The following is a 16,714-nucleotide window of genomic DNA, read 5'->3' as shown; positions in this document are numbered from 1 at the left end:
TCTGCCGATGGCAGAAAACCCTTTTTTATGCGTCACAGTGTTACTATTAGCGGTTCAATACTGACACCTCTGCTGTAGCCATCAATGCCGCCGTTTCAGTTCGTAAGCGACTTTCACCAAGCGACATCATCTGGAAGCCATCGGTCATTGCTGATGCAATTTCCTTCTCGGAGAAATCTCCTTCAGGTCCTATTAAAATCAAGTAAGCCGACTTAGGCGGGAAGAATGTGCTAAGATATGCCTTTTCCATATCGACACAGTGCGCAATGGCTTTATGCACTGGTTCGGTAGCAGCACGTTGCTGCTCCATAAAGGCTGTGAAAGAAATAGCCGGATTGATCTGCGGAAGATACGCTTTCAGCGATTGTTTCATCGCCGCTACCGCCACTTTGCTCAATCGATCTACCTTCACTTCTTTTCGCTCAGAATGCTCACAGATAATCGGCGTAATCTCGTCCACCCCGATCTCCGTCGCTTTCTCAATAAACCACTCCAGCCGATCGATATTCTTCGTCGGCGCAATCGCTATGTGCAGGTAATAATTTCTTTTCTGAAACTCGCGTTCGTATGATAAGATCCTTAACGCGGTACGCTTTGGATGGGCATCAATGATTTCTGCTTGCAGCAGATCGCCCGCACCATTCACCAAGTGCACCGTACTGCCTATTTGCAAACGAAGCACGCGAATGGCGTGCTTGCTTTCTTCCTCCGAAAGGAGATACTCGGTGTGCGTATGCTGCACATCGGGTGTATAGAATAACAACATAACTTAATCTACGTAATCGGAATCGTCATTCGGTGTTTCCACCAAATCCAATTTCACGAATTCAATATTTTGCTGTGTTTTTTTCATAATGGTAAAGATATAACCTAAATCTTCGCAACTATCACCTACATCAGGTATACGCTCAAAGACATGGCTCACCAGACCAGCTATCGTATCATAATCAGAGCTTTCTGGCAATTCCAACGGCAGAAATTCATTCACATCGTGCACATTCGCACCTGCATCTACCATAAACTCTCTATCCGAGATATGCTCTACCAAAGGTGTTTCGTTATCATACTCATCTTGAATATCACCTACTAATTCTTCTACGATATCTTCCAATGTAACCATACCAGCTGTACCGCCAAACTCATCCAATACAAAGGCAATCTGTATACGTTTTTGTTGGAACTCAGCCATTAGATCATTGATCTTCTTGGTCTCTGGAATGAAATATGGCTTACGCATGATGCGCTTAAGTACCACTTCTTTGCCTTTGGCGACGATAGGAAGAAGATCTTTGGTATGCACTAGACCGATGATCTGGTCGATATTGTCTTGATAAATCGGCACACGGGAATAGCCTTCTTCCGTTACCCGATTGATAAAATCTTCTGGGGTTTCATTCACCTCAGCCGCAACGATTTTTGTACGTGGCACCATGATATTCTTTACAATACGCTCGTTGAAATCAAATACATTCTTGATCAACTCGTGCTCGGACGTATTTAAAGCGCCACTTTCGCGACCTTTTTCCAATAAGTATTGTAATTCTTCTGATGAATGGCTGACTTCATGCGCATTAACCTGAATACCAATCAGTTTTAATAAAAGGTTCGCAAAGCCATTCAATACCCAGATGATAGGCTTGAAAATATAATAAAAGAACTGTAGTGGCAATGCAATACGCATCGTCGTAGCTACAGGTTTTTGAATAGCGATCGACTTAGGTGCTAGCTCGCCAAAAACAATATGCAGGAAAGTGATGATGGCAAATGCTAACACGTGCCCCAAATTGGTAGCCCAGCGTCCTGTCAATTCCACATTGAAGAAACCAAACATGTTATTAACAATTTCCGTCATCACCTTCTCACCTACCCAACCTAAAGCCAAGGAGGCCAAGGTTATACCGAGTTGAGTAGCCGCAAGATAACCATCTAGGTGCTCGGTTATATTTTTGGCCATCTTGGCCACTTTGCTACCAGACTTTGCTTGAAGCTCAATCTGTGATGCCCGAACTTTGACGATGGCGAACTCTGCCGCTACGAAAAAGCCGTTAGCAAGAACCAAGAAGATTGTCCAAAAAATATCGAAACCCATTTACTTATCGTATCTATTTATTACCAAACTCTTTCTTATACAATTCAATGCTCTCTAAAATAACATTTTCTGCATAAGTTCTGCCATATAAATTTTCGATCGTCACGTTTTTATTTTCCAAAGCTTTGTAATCTTGGAAGAAACGTACAATCTCTTTCATCGTGTGTGGAGGCAACTCCGACAGATCATTGATATAATTGACCGACATATCATGTTTTGCTACCGCGATGATTTTATCATCTTGCTCACCACCATCTATCATGTGCATCACGCCAACTACTTTAGCTTCGATCAAGCTCATAGGATATACATCCACGGAACAAAGCACCAAAATATCTAACGGATCTTTGTCATCACAATACGTTTGTGGTATGAAACCGTAGTTAGCCGGATACATAACCGACGAAAATAGCACGCGATCCAATTTGATTAAGCCGCTATCTTTGTCGATTTCATACTTTGCTTTTGATCCTTTTGGGATTTCGATAATTGCATTTACGGAACTAGGCAAGTCTTCGCCAGGCGATACTTGATGCCAAGGATGTTGTGTACTCATGTAATATATTAACTATTTATCTTTTGTTTTCTTAAGGTCTTTGAGTCGGCGTCTAAGCAAGGCTATAGCTATCGGTAAGAAAGCCACTACGATCAAACCAACGATGATGTATTCCACATAATTGATTACTTCGGGAAATTTCACCCCTAGATAATAACCGGTCAATGTTAATAATGATACCCACAAAAAGGCACCAATAATGTTGTATAAAACGAATTTACGGAAATTCAGCTGTACCACACCCGCAAATATGGGAGCAAATGTACGTATAATTGGAACAAAACGGCCGATAATCAATGCAGTACCGCCCCATTTCTGGAAAAATTCCTCCGCCATTACCACGTACTTGCGTTTGAATAAGATGGAATCCTGTCTCTTGAAAAGCATAGGGCCAGCACGATTTCCAAACCAATATCCCACAAAATTGCCTAATACACCTGCACCAAGGATTCCCAAATAGAGTGTGATAATATCTACATCAATCTTTCCTAATGCACAAAATAAACCGGCTAAAAACAACAAGTAGTCGCCAGGTAAAAAGAACCCGAAGAAAAGACCCGTTTCTGCAAATACAATAAGACAAACGATGTAGAACCCGCCATGACTAAGCAGGTATTCGGGATCCATCAATTGCTGAAATGATAATAGAAACTCTTGCATATCAATCAAATTACGGCCCTAGTATCGTCATGCACAACGGCTTGAAGAAAGACAATCATTAAAAATGGTGATTGGTGTAATGGATATCTCGGAAAGGGTGTCGGTGGCTTATCCATGCGTAACTTTAGAGATGGATTCTCGTATTTCCTCAGAAATCGTTAACATATCTTCCTCCGAAAATTCCAACTTTGGTTTTTCAAAATTCAAATCAGAAATCGCATTGATGGGCACTAAATGAATATGTGCATGCGCAACTTCTAATCCAACAACAGCAACACCTACCCGTTCACATGGAATGGCTTTTTTAATGCCTTGTGCAACAATTTTGGCAAACATCCACATGCCCATATAGGCATCATCGCCAATATCAAATATATAATCTGTTTCTTCTTTCGGAATCACTAAAACGTGTCCTTTGGCAATCGGCCTTACATCTAGAAAAGCAAGAAAATCATTGCTTTCGGCTACTTTGTACGCCGGTATCTCACCCGAGACGATTTTAGAAAATATTGTAGACATAACTACTATTAGTGTATAAAAAACTGGATTCTAATGTTGACAACATCCCACCTTATATTTTGTTTGATGTTTCAATTCTGCCAGTGATCATTAGCAAATATAACAAAAAAAGAAAGAAGTCGGAACGTACTGTCTCGACTTCTTTCTGAGTTATTATGCAAGTTCGTGCGGTTATGGCAGAACCGCACATAACCATTACGATATTTCTAGCGCGATATTTCCAATATCTCTAGATTCATTTCTCCTGCAGGGACCGATACCGTAGCTATATCGCCTACCTTTAAACCCAAAAGGCCTTGGGCAATCGGTGATTTTACTGAAATTTTACCCGATTTGAAATCAGCTTCAGTTTCCGATACCAGTTGATAGGTCATGACCGCACCATTTTTCACATTCTTAATTTTCACAATAGATAGCGCCAACACTTTGGATGTATCCAGATTAGACTCATCAATGATACGCGCGGTAGACAATACGGTTTCCAATTTAGCGATTTTAGCCTCATGTAGTCCTTGCGCCTCTTTTGCGGCATCATATTCCGCATTTTCTGAAAGATCTCCCTTGTCTCTCGCTTCTGCGATCGCATTCGCGATCTTTGTACGTCCTTCGGTTTTTAGATACTGTAATTCTTCACGAAGCTTAGCTAATCCCTCTTCCGTATAATAAGTTACTTCTGCCATAATAAACTATCTAATTAGCACTATGTTATTTAATAATAGACAATAAAAAAGGCAAGACCATACTATCCTAATCGGACAACATGGCCTTGCTCATTATCACGAAAATAATGATCCGTATCTATAAAAGCAAATTTAATCTGGAATTTCAGACGTATCATCTACAAACTTGTAGCCCAATCCACGGACGGTCTGCAAATACGACGGTTTGTCTGGATTTTTTTCAATTTTCTTACGCAAGCGTACTACATGCATATCTAATGTACGTGTATTGACGTTGGAACTGTAACCCCAAACCGCTTCCATCAGCTCATCACGAGTTACGTCATTTCCTTTATTGCGCAAGAAGTGCAACAAGATACGATTTTCCAAGATCGTCAATTCTATTTTTTTCCCATCACGCACCAAAGAGTGGATATTCGGATGATGTTCCGTTTGACCAAAATGGTATACTTCCGCACCAGACTTAGGCACGAAGAAGCGCACTTTATTTTCAATCATCGCCACCAGTACATCCATATTGAATGGCTTCGTGATATAGTCACTAACACCATAGCTATACGCATCGATTTTATCCACGTCTTGCGATTTGGCTGTCATCATTATGATGATATTTTCAAATCCCGCCTTGCGTACCGACTGGCAAACTTCAATCCCTTCCTTCCCTGGTAACATCCAATCAAGCAAAACAATATCTGGTTGTTTGGCGAGTATTTCTTTTTCGGCATCTAAGCCATTCCCAATTTGCAAGACCTGGTAGTTTTCTGTCTGTAATCGATGGCTCACCAAAAAACGTAGGTTTTCATCATCTTCTACAACGGCAATAGTTATTTCTTTTTCCATGTGATTACTTTGTTTTACTTAGGGAAGGTCAACGTAAATGTGGTGCCCTTACCCAATACACTTTCAACTCGGATTTCTCCGCCCATAAACTCGGTTATTTCTTTACAAAAAGCTAACCCCAAGCCTATACTACCCCCCTGATTATATTGATTCTGTATGCGATAAAACTTCTTAAATATATTTTTCAACTCACTTTTCGCGATTCCTATTCCCTTGTCACTAAACACAATAACAAAGTTTTTCTTCGTCTGCTCTACTTCTACATTAATAAATCTGCTTCCCAATTCCGAATACTTGTACGCATTGTCCACCAAATTATGAAAAACAGATGCCAACAAAATAGGATCCGTATACAATTCATCGGCGACTTGAATATTGTAAGTAAGTACCATGTCACTGTATTTAATACGGCAAGCTTTGAATATCTCGTCGCAAAAGTCGTGCAAATTAATCCAGTCACCTTTATACGGAATAGATTTGTTCTCGATCTGTGCATAAGACAACAATTTATTCATCAAGTTGTTTAACTTATCTGCTTCCTGATCTAAGATTCTACCATACATAAAACGTTCTTCATCCGTTACTTGTTGCGCACTTTTAATGTTATTCCCAGCGATTTTGATGACGCTCACAGGAGTTTTGAACTCGTGTGTGAGGTTATTAATAAAGTCGTATTGAAGGCGATACAATCTATTGTTGTTGTTAATATTACGATAAATTAAATAAACGATCGATAGTAAAATGCAATATAACACCGAAATACCCAAAACCACTGGTATCAATAATCGATACACTTCTTGGGTGATAAAGTCTTGCGAGGAGTCAAATTTTAACTTGAAATCAGACAAGGCTCCTGGCAAAGGTAACTCGGTGGTATAGAAGGTTTTTTCCTCCATTGCTGCTGGATCAGTCAATGGTGTAATGGAGATCTTTTCATAATATCTAGGCTGTGTATTGCTCAACCTGAGTTTCTGCGGATTAATTCGAAACAAAAACATATCCTGTTCGAAAAAAGCATCCGGCAAGCTATCATTGAGCATCATAGTCTTGTACAATAAAAGGTCACTAATGCGCGGAATATTCAGATACCCAATCTTACCTGGTGAAAAGGAGTAAAACACACGATAAATTTCGTCCTCCGTAAGAGTAGTAGATTCATCTACTTTCGCTAGATAATCAAAAAACTTGATCGCTGCATTATTAAAATCCCCGGCGTAAGGATCCGGTTCTTCCTGAAAATTTGATTTGCTGTGCAAGCGATATGCATTATCTAAGTGAAAGCTGATAATGGACTTGGGGTGAAATAGCAAATTGTCGCGGTAACGTACACCACGACTCACTGTCCTAGAATTGGTTATGGTCACATCATAGAATACGACTTCTTCTACGAATGGATTTTTGCGAAGTGCCTGCTCGGCATATTGTCTAGCCTGTGCCGAATCTAAAAAACCTTGATAATAGGACAACTCTGGAATGCCATTATAAAGAAATTCATTAAAAGGCTTGATCGTCGCATCAAATACGTCCGTCTTACGGTTGTAAAACTCGGATTCGACGTGATTAGCGATTGTAGAACGTGCTAAACCGACAGCTACGACATACAAAATCGTGACGATTGCCAGAAAGGCGATCAGCAAACCAAAATTCTTCTGATACCGGACAACAGGTTGTGGCACGTGATCTTCCTTAGTTAGTGTAAGTATTTTTTCAGGAAACTCTCTATTTCCTGAAAGTACAACATCATATTTTCCTCGCTCTTAAATCGGCGACCTTCTTCTTCTTTGAAGATATAACGCACGGGAATATTATTTTGCTTTAATCGTGCAACAAATTGATTCGCATCGGTCACCGAAGTAAACTTATCTTTACCACCTTGAAAAAACAACACCGGTTTTTTCACCATTCCGGCATGAAATAGAGGCGAGATAGTTTTGAAAAAATCCGTTTCGCGCTCAGGATTGCCGATTATCTGATAGTACATCTGCACATAAGGCTTCAAATGTGGCGGAATCTCCTTAAAATATGTAAACAGGTTGCTATAGCCCGACGAGGAGATAATGCATTTGTAAATAGAGGGATTAAAGGTAGCGGCATGTAACGCCGAATAACCACCGAAGCCTGTACCCATGATGGCCATGCGATTTTTGTCGACCTTACCTTCGTGAATAAGCCAAGTGACACCGTCGGTAATATCAGACTGAATCCGCCCCCCCCACTCTCTAAATCCTGAGGACCAAAAAGCTTTACCGTATCCAGTGGTGCCACGATAATTAATTTGAAAAACAGCATATCCGCGATTTGCCAAAAATTGTACTTCGGGATTGAAACCCCATTCATCACGACGACTAGGTCCATCATGCACGAGTACCACCAATGGACAATTCTTTGTCTTACCTTTCGGAAAGGTAAGAAAACCATTTATTTCTTGATTATCTCGCGCATTGAATTTAACCGCTTTCATCGGTAACATATCAGCTTCTTTCAAATCTGGAAAAGTGGTGACCAATGGTGTATACTGATTAGTACTTTTATCATAATAATATAATTCCCCAGGCCGAACGTCGCTATACACACGCACGATGAACCGCTTTAAATCACGATCCATATCTAAGAAATCGACTGCATCATCTTTAAAATGGCGTTTTACGGTATTGTACGTACTGTGCAGCTGGGTATCAAAGAAGGTATATTTTTTTCTACAAGCACTGGTAGTCGCAAACAGCTGCCGCTGTAGTGGATACGAAAAGCCCTCATTGTTTACATCTACGTTAGCGTCAGCAAATAATTCTTTTATTTCTCTGCCAGTTGAGACATCGTACTCGACAAGAGCAAATTTATCTCGATTTTGATTGGACATCGCCATCACGGAAGTAATCGACTCACCTACATAGCCAATTGGATTTACCGAAGTTTTAAAATCAAAAACAGCCACTTCTTGAAATTGTTGCTGCTCATTGGCTCGGTACAAAATCGACTCTTGTACACTATCGCTGGCGAGCGCCAGTCGTACTATGCCATCTGGTGAAGGAATCCAAGAGGTGATCGACCCAGGGTTTTTATACACCAACTCGGGCTTTCTACCATCTAAAAACACTTTATACAGATCAAATACGGTTGAATCACGTATATTCATCGAGGTGTATATTGATCCCTGATAATCTCGAATTGGCTGCATAAATTTCAAGCGACTTTTAACCGGATCGACCAACTGTCGAATAGAATCTGTAGCCACGTCTACAGCATATAGGCGCAATATATCGTCGGTATAATGCGAATTAGAAAACACAATAACGCTATCGTTTGCCCAATTGAAATTATGTACATTGAGGTTGTCTTGATAGGTCAGTTGTTTTGACTTATTTTCATCCACGAGATCCATGATGAAAATATTCTTACAATGATCGTGCATACCAAGATAAGCGATTCTATTTCCATCGGGCGATAGCTTGAAGCTGTTGCGATCTGGTTTGAAGATGAAATTCTCGACAGGAATTACGTCATTCTGATCACCAGTCGTGCCGCAGGCAAACATCAGTAGTGATAACAAAAGCACTAAATACGTAGTATGAATATATCTAAAAACCATGGATTTCAACAGCACATTTTCAAATATTGCAATTTTTTAGTGATTTGACCATTATGCAACTTTAATTTTACAGGGAGGGGAATGTTAATTGTGAATGAATTTTCGTCATAAAAAAAATGTAATTTTACGGCATGTATATGTACAATATTTCCATTATAGTCGAAGACTCTGCGCAGGCGGATGCTCTGAACTGGATTACTTCGTCTTACTTACCTAATCTACCAGTACAACACAAACCACAATTACTCAACTTATTGGATTCGCCACATGAAGGCCATACGTATTCTCTTCAACTGAAGTTTGACGAACGTGATACGTTAGAAGATTTCAAATCCGAATACTTGTATCAATTACAAAACTATTTGGCGACCAATCATCCGGAACGCGCCTTTATCTTTGACAGTACGATGAAGTACTTATAGAATTTAAGAAATGATTTTTTAGAGGATAGATAAATCAGTACTATAAAAACTTACGCTGTGGTTTTACGCGGTACTTCTTATACCACAAAATTCCTATACCTGCACCAATAATGAATGGCATTGCCAGCAGAAAAAGGATGCCATCATTCAGACCTTTTCCTTGCGTATTACCTTCTTTGGTACTGTTCTCCGCATTGAGCGTACACATAGCACATTGTGCTTCGCTACGAAGCGGAATGATTGACGATGCGGCGATAGTAAGCACTACAGCCATAACGAATTGCCTGATATAAACCATAGGGCAAAAGTACGTAATTAAATATAGTTCAGGGAATCAGATTAGAGCAGGATATTGAACTTTTCCCAAAATCCATCTACTGGAACTGTCGCCTCAATACGCATCGGTTCATCCTTCACTGGGTGTTCAAAAGCCAAAGCGCGAGAATGCAAACAGATGGTTCGCTGATGGCTACCTCTTGGATAACCATACTTATTGTCACCTACAATAGGGCAGCCCATATAGGCTAATTGTGCCCTGATTTGATGCGTGCGGCCTGTGAGTGGTTTTACTTCTAATAGATAAAAACCATTCAACTCGCCGATCACTTTATAATCTAATTCTGCTCGGCTTCCATTTTTTACTTCACGATCGTAGGCTTTCGTAATCATTTTCTTACGATCGCGTAGCAACCAATTCACCAACTTTGCCTCTTCTGCTGGAGGTTGGTTACGCACCACCGCCAAGTAACTTTTCTGCACTTTGCGATCATGAAACAAGCGATTCATCCGATCCAAAGCTTTGCTCGTTTTTGCAAATAAGATCATGCCACTCACTGGACGATCTAATCGATGGATCACACCTAGAAAAGCAGCTGGCTTATCGTACTTTTTCTCCAAGTATTGCTTGGTCATGTCTTCGAGTGACAAGTCTCCCGTCACATCCACTTGAACGATATCACCACCGCGTTTATTGATCGCGATAAGGTGATTATCTTCATATATAACATCTTTATCCGTAATTCCCATTAGCACTGCTATACCTATTCTTACCGACTTTTATTGGCGTTCTTAATAGAATCTTGACGTGCTTTCTCTTCCGCTTTCGCCCTTTTCTTGAAGAAACCACGCAATAAGAAGTTGCTCTGTAAAGCTTCCATATTTTCATCAAGCTTCTCCGTGCTCAGATTGAGATTTCTCAAAATCTGCTTAATCTCTTCGGCAGCAGCAGGATCATTCGTCAACACACCTATAGCATTGTCCTTTTCGTTCAAGCGGTCGGAGACTTGATCTAGGTTAACCATCAATGCATTTGCTGTCTGCGTTACACCTTGCAATTGAGACGCTGAAGCTCTTAAACTAGCAAACACAGCTGTATCCGTCGTCAAGTCATGAATTAGTCCTTGCTCGCTGTTCAGCTTATTGGTCAAGGTCACGACATTTTTCATGCTGCGATCTACATTACTCATCGCGCTCTGCATCGAAGTTAGCGATGCTTTCAAAGAATTAGCTATCGATTCGTCTGCCAACAACGCTCCTACAGATCCTTTTCCTTCTACGAGATTAGCGGACAGCACAGCAAAGTTTTTTGTAATTTCTAACAAGTTCTCGTTATTGATCTGTAGTGTGTGCAACATAGCTTCAACACCACCAGCTGGCTTGGAACTAACTTGATCGCCATTTACAATAGCAGGAGCTGCGGGTGTACCGCCTTCTAGGCTAATGATTGCGTTACCGATCAATCCATCAGATCCCAATGTTGCTTGTACATCCTTCCGTATGTACTGGCTAGACTTTTCTTCGATATGCATGACCACGCGCACATTTTCGACGCTTTCAAAGGCGATTTGTTTAACAATACCCACCTTTACACCTGAAAACCACACATTATTACCTACTTTCAGTCCCTTTACATCATGAAAGTATGTGGTAACTTCTACGTTTTTGCTAAATCTATTCTGTAACGTACCTAGCACCAATATCCCGGCAACTAAAATAATCAAACCTACCAAAACGAAAAGGCCGACTATTATAGAACGTTTAGTTTCTTTTGTATTGCTCATAGCTGTTATTACCTTATAAAATTGTAATCATAAAATGGTTTGACACGATCATCATCTGTATCAAAAATCTCGTGGAATGTGCCTTGGCGTTCGAAGCGACCATCTAACAACATCACCATACGATCGCTAACCTGCTTAGCGCAAGCCAGATCATGCGTAATGATGATGGAGGAAGTATTATAGCGCGCCTGCACATCATTAATTAAGTTATTAATTTCCAGACAGGTAATAGGATCCAACCCCGCAGTAGGTTCGTCGTACAACATAATATCAGGGCGCAAAATTAATGTTCTAGCAATACCTATCCGCTTTCGCTGACCACCACTTAATTCCGAAGGCATCTGGTTAATGGCTTGCGAAAGACCAACGCCTTCTAGCACGTCTTCAACTTCTCGATCTATTTCTGTTCGGCTAAGGTTTCGCTTATTGCGTACCAAGGGAAATTCTAGGTTTTCGCGCACGGTCATACTATCGTATAGCGCACTGTTCTGAAACGAAAAACCGATGCGCAAACGCAATTTTTGTAATTCCTTTTCGGAAAGAGCGGTCACTTCCTGCCCTAGTACACGGATTGATCCAGCATCAGGCATAAGCAACCCAGAAATCATTTTGATCAAGACAGACTTTCCAGTACCGGATCGCCCCAGAACTACCAAATTCTCTCTATTATATAGTTTAAGATCAACATCACGCAAAATGTGTAGATCTCCAAAAGATTTGCTCACATTATCCACATGTATAACGACATCTTGCGGATCTATTACTGGCTTATTTTTTTCCATAACTTATGTGAGCAACGATAACAATTGAACAATCAACAACTCTTCGATAAACACAATAAACATGGAGGCCACCACGGCGCTATTGGCCGCCTTTCCGACACCTTCCGTCCCTTTAGACGAAAAGTAGCCGACATAGGTGCTTACGAATCCAATAGTAAAACCGAATACAAGTGCTCTAAAGGTCATCGCAAATACATCTACCATCTTAATAGTATTGAACACTTGCGAGAAAAAACTCAACATACTCAGTTGATCTTTGGAAATAATACTGAGATAGCCGCCCATTAATCCTATCCCTGCCACATAAAAAGTAAGAACAGGAATCATGAACGTTGTAGCCAAGATGCGACTTACGATTAGAAATTTGAAAGGATTTGTACCAGACACCTCCATCGCATCAATCTGCTCCGTTACGTTCATAGAGCTGAGCTCCGCACCGATCTGAGAACCAATTTTCCCGGAACCAATCAACGCCGTTACAAGTGGAGCTAACGCACGTACTATAGCTATTGATATCAAAGCAGGAATCATTGACGATGCGCCGAATTCTTCCAGCGACGGCCTAGATTGTTTCGTAAATACAAATCCCACAATAAAGCCTGTTAGACTGATCAGTGGAAATGACTTCCAGCCGATCTCATAACATTGCCTAATAAACTCTTTAAATTCAAATGGCGGACTGACCACTTCGCGAAAAAAACGCATCAAAAAACGATGGATTTTTGCAAATTCTAATAGTAACACCCTGATCTTATTCCACATGGAAATGAGTTGTTTTTCTGATACTGACCGAAATTAAAAACAGGTCAAAGTTACAAACTTTTTTAGTTTCTTATGTCTGTCAGATCAAATATTGTTGGCATGAAAATATATGTCGCATAGTAGCTCTACAGGCTATTGCGACGTCAATAAAAGCTTAAATACATTTACCTAATTCAGAAATATGGACGCGAAATGCGCCTCAACCAGAATGGCTAAACAGAATACCAACGCTTCATGAAACATGGTCTATTGAGAATTTATTTTAAACTATTTCACAAAATTTCGCACTATGCTTAAACCTTACATTTTATTATGCAGTCATAATAATAAATACGCTTTACAACATAAACTTGAAGCTATGAGAACATTCACATCTACATTTTTGGTAGCGATAGCCGCGACACTTCTGAGTGTACTACCTATCAGTAACACGTTTGCACAAGGACAGATATCTTTCGGTGTTTTTTACAACGAACTCTCACCATACGGACATTGGAGCAATGACCCCAATTATGGAGACATTTGGTTTCCGCAAGTTGGTGGTGATTTTATGCCCTATGGTACGAATGGTTATTGGATGATGACGGAGTATGGTAATACATGGGTTTCCAACTATGATTGGGGCTGGGCGCCATTTCACTATGGTCGTTGGGTTCGCACCCCATACAGAGGTTGGGGTTGGATTCCTGGCTATGAATGGGGACCAGCTTGGGTAGAATGGCGTAATGGTGGAGGCTATTACGGATGGGCACCCATGAGTCCAAACTTGTACGTTGCCAATAATTTATCTATAAATTTTTGGCTGTTTGCACCGACGCGCAGGATACATGCTCGAAATATTAATCGTTATTATTCATATGGAAATACGACGATTTATAACCGTACTACCATCGTTAACAACACGTATATCGTAAATAATAATCGCTATTATGGTGGTCCTTCCGTCCGAAATATGGAACGTAACGTAGGTGGCCGAGTTCGTATTAATCAAATTGCATACACTGATCGACCTACTGGTCGCGGTGCATCGCGTAACACCGTCAATATTTATAGACCAGATCGTACTGCAGCAAACAATGATCGAGGTAGTAGCGGCCGGGCAACGACATCTAGCCGTGGCGCGGCATCTTCTGCGAACACTTCTTCCCGTACCGCCAGTGATGCAAGAAACACCGGCACAGTGAACCGTGGTGCTAGCGGCCGCGCAACTGGATCTGCGAGTAGAGGCTCAACTACTACGAATAATACTTCGCGGGGAACTACGGTTTCGCGCGGAGCTAGCACAACGTCTCGCTCGGCAGAACAGGTTACTCGTGAAAACTCGTCAGGCAGAGCGACAAGTTCGTCATCTCCGCGCGGAGCTGCTAGCCCGAGAGCTACAACTCCAACTAATACGGAGAGTAGAGGAAGCACTCGTTCGACTACTCGTAATCAAGCTCCAAGCTCAGCAAACAGCGGTAGAGCCGCTTCAAGATCACAAAGTACACCTGCGTCGACTTCACGGGCTAGCACTTCTAACCGTGAAGCCAGAGCCACGAGCAGTTCTTCCAGTAGAGGATCAAGTCGCGGTGCTACTCGTAGCAGTGAAAGCCGTAGCTCCGAAAGCTCTTCATCTAGCGGAAGAGGAGCTTCCTCGGGAAGAGCTGGCCGATAAGTGCTTCCAAGATTGTCTATTTAATGGTTTGTTTATAATATCAAGATGAGGCTGTTTCCTGAGTGGAGATAGCCTCATTCTTATTTGATAATCTGTAAAGTCGAAAGTATTTATTACTTTCACCAAACGTAAAAAATACTACTCGCATGCCAAGAATATCTTCCATACTGGACAATGATTTTTACAAATTCACGATGCAATTCGCCGTTGTGAAATTGTTCCCTAAAGCCAGAGCAAGATATCAGCTAATTAATCGTGGCCAGCATGCTTATCCTCCAGGTTTTGGAGATAAGCTACGTGAAAAGGTACATGAAATGGCGCAACTTCGTCTCACGCGACACGAAAAGGAGTTCTTTGCGAATCGATGTCCGTACATTGATCCGGTATATTTCGATTTCCTTCAAGGGTACCGGTACGACCCAGCAGAGGTGACAATCCGTCAAAATGGCGAGTCGCTCGACATCCATATCGAAGGATATTGGTATCGCACAATCTTATGGGAAGTGCCTATCATGTCACTGATTTGTGAATTATACTATCAGATGACTGCACAAGTTAGAATCTCTGATACTGAAGTAGTCCGGATCGTGCGAGATAAAATTATAAAATACGATGCATTAGACATTACGATTGCCGACTTCGGCACACGAAGAAGACACTCCTATGAAGTGCATGATTTGGTTATACGTACACTACAGGCACATCCATCCGCAACTTTTATTGGCACAAGCAACGTTCATTTTGCGATGAAATATGAAACCCGTCCAATTGGCACACATGCACACGAATGGTTTATGTTTCACGCGGCAAAGTATGGATACAAGATGGCCAATCTTCTAGGGCTGGAACATTGGTCGGAAGTATATCGCGGCGATTTAGGTATTGCACTATCCGACACCTATACCACGGAAGTATTCTTCAAACAATTCGACAAAAAATTAACGAAACTTTTTGACGGTGTCAGACACGATAGTGGCGACGCTATCGAATTTGCGACCAAAACTATTCAGCATTATAAGAGTAAGGGCATTGACCCTCTTTCCAAGACTATCATCTTCTCCGACGGATTGGACTATGATAAGGTAGCTCATATCGTTGGTTTTTGCCGCGGCAAAATTGGCTATTCTTTTGGCATTGGCACGGATTTCACGAATGATGTAGGGCTTCCCCGAATGAACATCGTACTGAAAATGACGGAAGCTTTTCCAGACGAAGGCGAGTGGACCCCCGTTATTAAATTATCAGACGAACCCTACAAACATACGGGAGAAGAAAACGAAATAACGCTTGCAAAGCATGTACTTAATATACACTAATTTTTGATGCAAATCGATCCCTATGGTGAAGCACTATTAGCAGAATTTCACCAATCCCCTAATCGTCTTCCGCTTTATCTACATACTAGTTATGGTGACATAGATGAGATGCCAATAGAAGTGTTTTTTCGCATTGAAGACGATTTCTCAGAACTAGAATCCATCGCCTTAGCCCTTTGTGATGGTCACGTATTAGATGTAGGGGCTGGAGCTGGCGCACATGCTCTGTATCTGCAATCCAGACAGTTCAACGTAACTGGATTGGAAATTTCGGCCCTAGCAGCTAGTGTCATGCAGCAGCGCGGTGTAGCGGATATTGTACAGGGCGACTTCTTTGCGCATCAAGATGCGCGATACGACACGTTGTTATTTCTAATGAATGGAATTGGTATCGCGGGCACTTTGACAGGTTTTCGCACATTACTGAAGCATAGTCGAGGCTTACTGACCGATCGAGGACAGCTATTGTTTGACACTTCGGACATTTCCTATCTATACGACGATTTTGATATTAATAAACCAGATCATTACTTTGGAGAGATTACGTATCAGTATGAATACAATGGCCGATTAGGCTCAGAATTTCCATGGCTGTATTTAGATCAACAAAAGCTTATTGAGATCGCCAATGAAGAAGGATGGGTCGTTCAAATTCTTTTTGAGGATGAGCAAGACCAATACTTAGTGAGAATGGAACCGAGAAGCAATGATATCAAATGAGATCTTCAACAAGAAAAATGTTAATTATTGTTAAAATAAATAAATAAAATGAATAGTTAAAACTTTTT

At 41.1% G+C, this 16,714-nt stretch carries 18 protein-coding genes; 4 read left to right on the top strand and 14 right to left on the bottom strand.

Translation table 11 applies throughout. The features are described from left to right. Positions 1 to 46: 46 nt before the first annotated feature. The 9 genes from DC487_RS14835 to DC487_RS14795 form a co-directional block, all read right to left on the bottom strand. Positions 47 to 766 (bottom strand): 16S rRNA (uracil(1498)-N(3))-methyltransferase, encoded by a 720-nt coding sequence (locus tag DC487_RS14835; RefSeq protein WP_116776750.1) that lies wholly within the window; start codon positions 764 to 766, stop codon positions 47 to 49. Between the two features lie 3 nt (positions 767 to 769). Then, complete coding sequence (locus tag DC487_RS14830) at positions 770 to 2,089, bottom strand: hemolysin family protein (protein WP_116776749.1); 1,320 nt, start codon at positions 2,087 to 2,089, stop codon at positions 770 to 772. A gap of 13 nt (positions 2,090 to 2,102) precedes the next feature. After that, a complete protein-coding gene (locus DC487_RS14825; protein WP_116776748.1) occupies positions 2,103 to 2,645 on the bottom strand; it encodes an inorganic diphosphatase in 543 nt (180 codons plus the stop codon). A gap of 12 nt (positions 2,646 to 2,657) precedes the next feature. Further along, positions 2,658 to 3,305: a DedA family protein gene (locus tag DC487_RS14820; RefSeq protein ID WP_116776747.1), complete on the bottom strand. Its 648-nt coding sequence runs from the start codon at positions 3,303 to 3,305 to the stop codon at positions 2,658 to 2,660. Between the two features lie 108 nt (positions 3,306 to 3,413). Continuing rightward, positions 3,414 to 3,824, bottom strand: coding sequence for an HIT family protein (locus tag DC487_RS14815; RefSeq protein WP_116776746.1), 411 nt, complete (start codon positions 3,822 to 3,824; stop codon positions 3,414 to 3,416). A gap of 206 nt (positions 3,825 to 4,030) precedes the next feature. Further along, complete coding sequence (gene greA / locus DC487_RS14810) at positions 4,031 to 4,504, bottom strand: transcription elongation factor GreA (protein ID WP_116776745.1); 474 nt, start codon at positions 4,502 to 4,504, stop codon at positions 4,031 to 4,033. 132 nt (positions 4,505 to 4,636) lie between these two features. Continuing rightward, positions 4,637 to 5,344, bottom strand: coding sequence for a response regulator transcription factor (locus DC487_RS14805; protein ID WP_116776744.1), 708 nt, complete (start codon positions 5,342 to 5,344; stop codon positions 4,637 to 4,639). 14 nt (positions 5,345 to 5,358) lie between these two features. Next, the gene (locus DC487_RS14800; RefSeq protein ID WP_116776743.1) at positions 5,359 to 7,020 is read right to left on the bottom strand and encodes a sensor histidine kinase; all 1,662 of its coding nucleotides are present in this window, start codon (positions 7,018 to 7,020) and stop codon (positions 5,359 to 5,361) included. 14 nt (positions 7,021 to 7,034) lie between these two features. Beyond that, positions 7,035 to 8,930, bottom strand: coding sequence for a S9 family peptidase (locus DC487_RS14795; protein WP_116776742.1), 1,896 nt, complete (start codon positions 8,928 to 8,930; stop codon positions 7,035 to 7,037). A gap of 137 nt (positions 8,931 to 9,067) precedes the next feature. Here DC487_RS14795 and DC487_RS14790 point away from each other — a divergent pair, with 137 nt between their 5' ends. Continuing rightward, positions 9,068 to 9,352: a DUF4286 family protein gene (locus tag DC487_RS14790; protein WP_165799104.1), complete on the top strand. Its 285-nt coding sequence runs from the start codon at positions 9,068 to 9,070 to the stop codon at positions 9,350 to 9,352. A 40-nt stretch (positions 9,353 to 9,392) separates the two neighbouring features. Here the strand turns inward: DC487_RS14790 and DC487_RS14785 are convergent, their stop codons facing one another. The 5 genes from DC487_RS14785 to DC487_RS14765 all read right to left on the bottom strand — a co-directional run bounded on the left by DC487_RS14785 (position 9,393) and on the right by DC487_RS14765 (position 12,956). Continuing rightward, the gene (locus DC487_RS14785) at positions 9,393 to 9,626 is read right to left on the bottom strand and encodes a hypothetical protein (protein WP_239016400.1); all 234 of its coding nucleotides are present in this window, start codon (positions 9,624 to 9,626) and stop codon (positions 9,393 to 9,395) included. Between the two features lie 65 nt (positions 9,627 to 9,691). Beyond that, positions 9,692 to 10,378 (bottom strand): RluA family pseudouridine synthase, encoded by a 687-nt coding sequence (locus DC487_RS14780; protein WP_116776739.1) that lies wholly within the window; start codon positions 10,376 to 10,378, stop codon positions 9,692 to 9,694. A gap of 20 nt (positions 10,379 to 10,398) precedes the next feature. Further along, positions 10,399 to 11,412 (bottom strand): MlaD family protein, encoded by a 1,014-nt coding sequence (locus DC487_RS14775; RefSeq protein WP_116776738.1) that lies wholly within the window; start codon positions 11,410 to 11,412, stop codon positions 10,399 to 10,401. A gap of 8 nt (positions 11,413 to 11,420) precedes the next feature. Then, positions 11,421 to 12,194, bottom strand: a complete 774-nt coding sequence (locus DC487_RS14770; protein ID WP_116776737.1) for an ABC transporter ATP-binding protein — start codon at positions 12,192 to 12,194, stop codon at positions 11,421 to 11,423. Between the two features lie 3 nt (positions 12,195 to 12,197). Then, the gene (locus DC487_RS14765; RefSeq protein WP_116776736.1) at positions 12,198 to 12,956 is read right to left on the bottom strand and encodes an MlaE family ABC transporter permease; all 759 of its coding nucleotides are present in this window, start codon (positions 12,954 to 12,956) and stop codon (positions 12,198 to 12,200) included. A gap of 358 nt (positions 12,957 to 13,314) precedes the next feature. On the opposite strand from DC487_RS14765, the gene DC487_RS14760 reads away from it, so the two are divergent. From DC487_RS14760 to DC487_RS14750, 3 genes are all read left to right on the top strand, one after another. Beyond that, positions 13,315 to 14,610 carry a DUF6600 domain-containing protein gene (locus DC487_RS14760; RefSeq protein ID WP_207774439.1) on the top strand — a complete coding sequence of 432 codons (1,296 nt, stop codon included), beginning with the start codon at positions 13,315 to 13,317 and terminating at the stop codon, positions 14,608 to 14,610. 146 nt (positions 14,611 to 14,756) lie between these two features. After that, a complete protein-coding gene (pncB, locus tag DC487_RS14755; protein WP_116776735.1) occupies positions 14,757 to 15,926 on the top strand; it encodes a nicotinate phosphoribosyltransferase in 1,170 nt (389 codons plus the stop codon). 6 nt (positions 15,927 to 15,932) lie between these two features. Next, positions 15,933 to 16,646 (top strand): class I SAM-dependent methyltransferase, encoded by a 714-nt coding sequence (locus DC487_RS14750; protein ID WP_116776734.1) that lies wholly within the window; start codon positions 15,933 to 15,935, stop codon positions 16,644 to 16,646. Positions 16,647 to 16,714 lie beyond the last annotated feature (68 nt).

The sequence above is a fragment of the Sphingobacterium corticibacter genome (assembly GCF_003076635.1).
In the GTDB taxonomy this organism is placed as follows: domain Bacteria; phylum Bacteroidota; class Bacteroidia; order Sphingobacteriales; family Sphingobacteriaceae; genus Sphingobacterium; species Sphingobacterium corticibacter.
The sequence above is the reverse complement of the archived record's forward strand: the minus strand, read 5'-3'. Positions and strand labels throughout refer to the sequence as shown.

Bases quoted from the DNA above. Each gene is read 5' to 3' on its own strand.
- DC487_RS14835 (WP_116776750.1), bottom strand. From the start codon at position 766: ATGTTGTTATTCTATACACCCGATGTGCAGCATACGCACACCGAGTAT.
- DC487_RS14830 (WP_116776749.1), bottom strand. From the start codon at position 2,089: ATGGGTTTCGATATTTTTTGGACAATCTTCTTGGTTCTTGCTAACGGC.
- DC487_RS14825 (WP_116776748.1), bottom strand. From the start codon at position 2,645: ATGAGTACACAACATCCTTGGCATCAAGTATCGCCTGGCGAAGACTTG.
- DC487_RS14820 (WP_116776747.1), bottom strand. From the start codon at position 3,305: ATGCAAGAGTTTCTATTATCATTTCAGCAATTGATGGATCCCGAATAC.
- DC487_RS14815 (WP_116776746.1), bottom strand. From the start codon at position 3,824: ATGTCTACAATATTTTCTAAAATCGTCTCGGGTGAGATACCGGCGTAC.
- greA (WP_116776745.1), bottom strand. From the start codon at position 4,504: ATGGCAGAAGTAACTTATTATACGGAAGAGGGATTAGCTAAGCTTCGT.
- DC487_RS14805 (WP_116776744.1), bottom strand. From the start codon at position 5,344: ATGGAAAAAGAAATAACTATTGCCGTTGTAGAAGATGATGAAAACCTA.
- DC487_RS14795 (WP_116776742.1), bottom strand. From the start codon at position 8,930: ATGGTTTTTAGATATATTCATACTACGTATTTAGTGCTTTTGTTATCA.
- DC487_RS14790 (WP_165799104.1), top strand. From the start codon at position 9,068: ATGTACAATATTTCCATTATAGTCGAAGACTCTGCGCAGGCGGATGCT.
- DC487_RS14785 (WP_239016400.1), bottom strand. From the start codon at position 9,626: ATGGCTGTAGTGCTTACTATCGCCGCATCGTCAATCATTCCGCTTCGT.
- DC487_RS14780 (WP_116776739.1), bottom strand. From the start codon at position 10,378: ATGGGAATTACGGATAAAGATGTTATATATGAAGATAATCACCTTATC.
- DC487_RS14775 (WP_116776738.1), bottom strand. From the start codon at position 11,412: ATGAGCAATACAAAAGAAACTAAACGTTCTATAATAGTCGGCCTTTTC.
- DC487_RS14770 (WP_116776737.1), bottom strand. From the start codon at position 12,194: ATGGAAAAAAATAAGCCAGTAATAGATCCGCAAGATGTCGTTATACAT.
- DC487_RS14765 (WP_116776736.1), bottom strand. From the start codon at position 12,956: ATGTGGAATAAGATCAGGGTGTTACTATTAGAATTTGCAAAAATCCAT.
- DC487_RS14760 (WP_207774439.1), top strand. From the start codon at position 13,315: ATGAGAACATTCACATCTACATTTTTGGTAGCGATAGCCGCGACACTT.
- pncB (WP_116776735.1), top strand. From the start codon at position 14,757: ATGCCAAGAATATCTTCCATACTGGACAATGATTTTTACAAATTCACG.
- DC487_RS14750 (WP_116776734.1), top strand. From the start codon at position 15,933: ATGCAAATCGATCCCTATGGTGAAGCACTATTAGCAGAATTTCACCAA.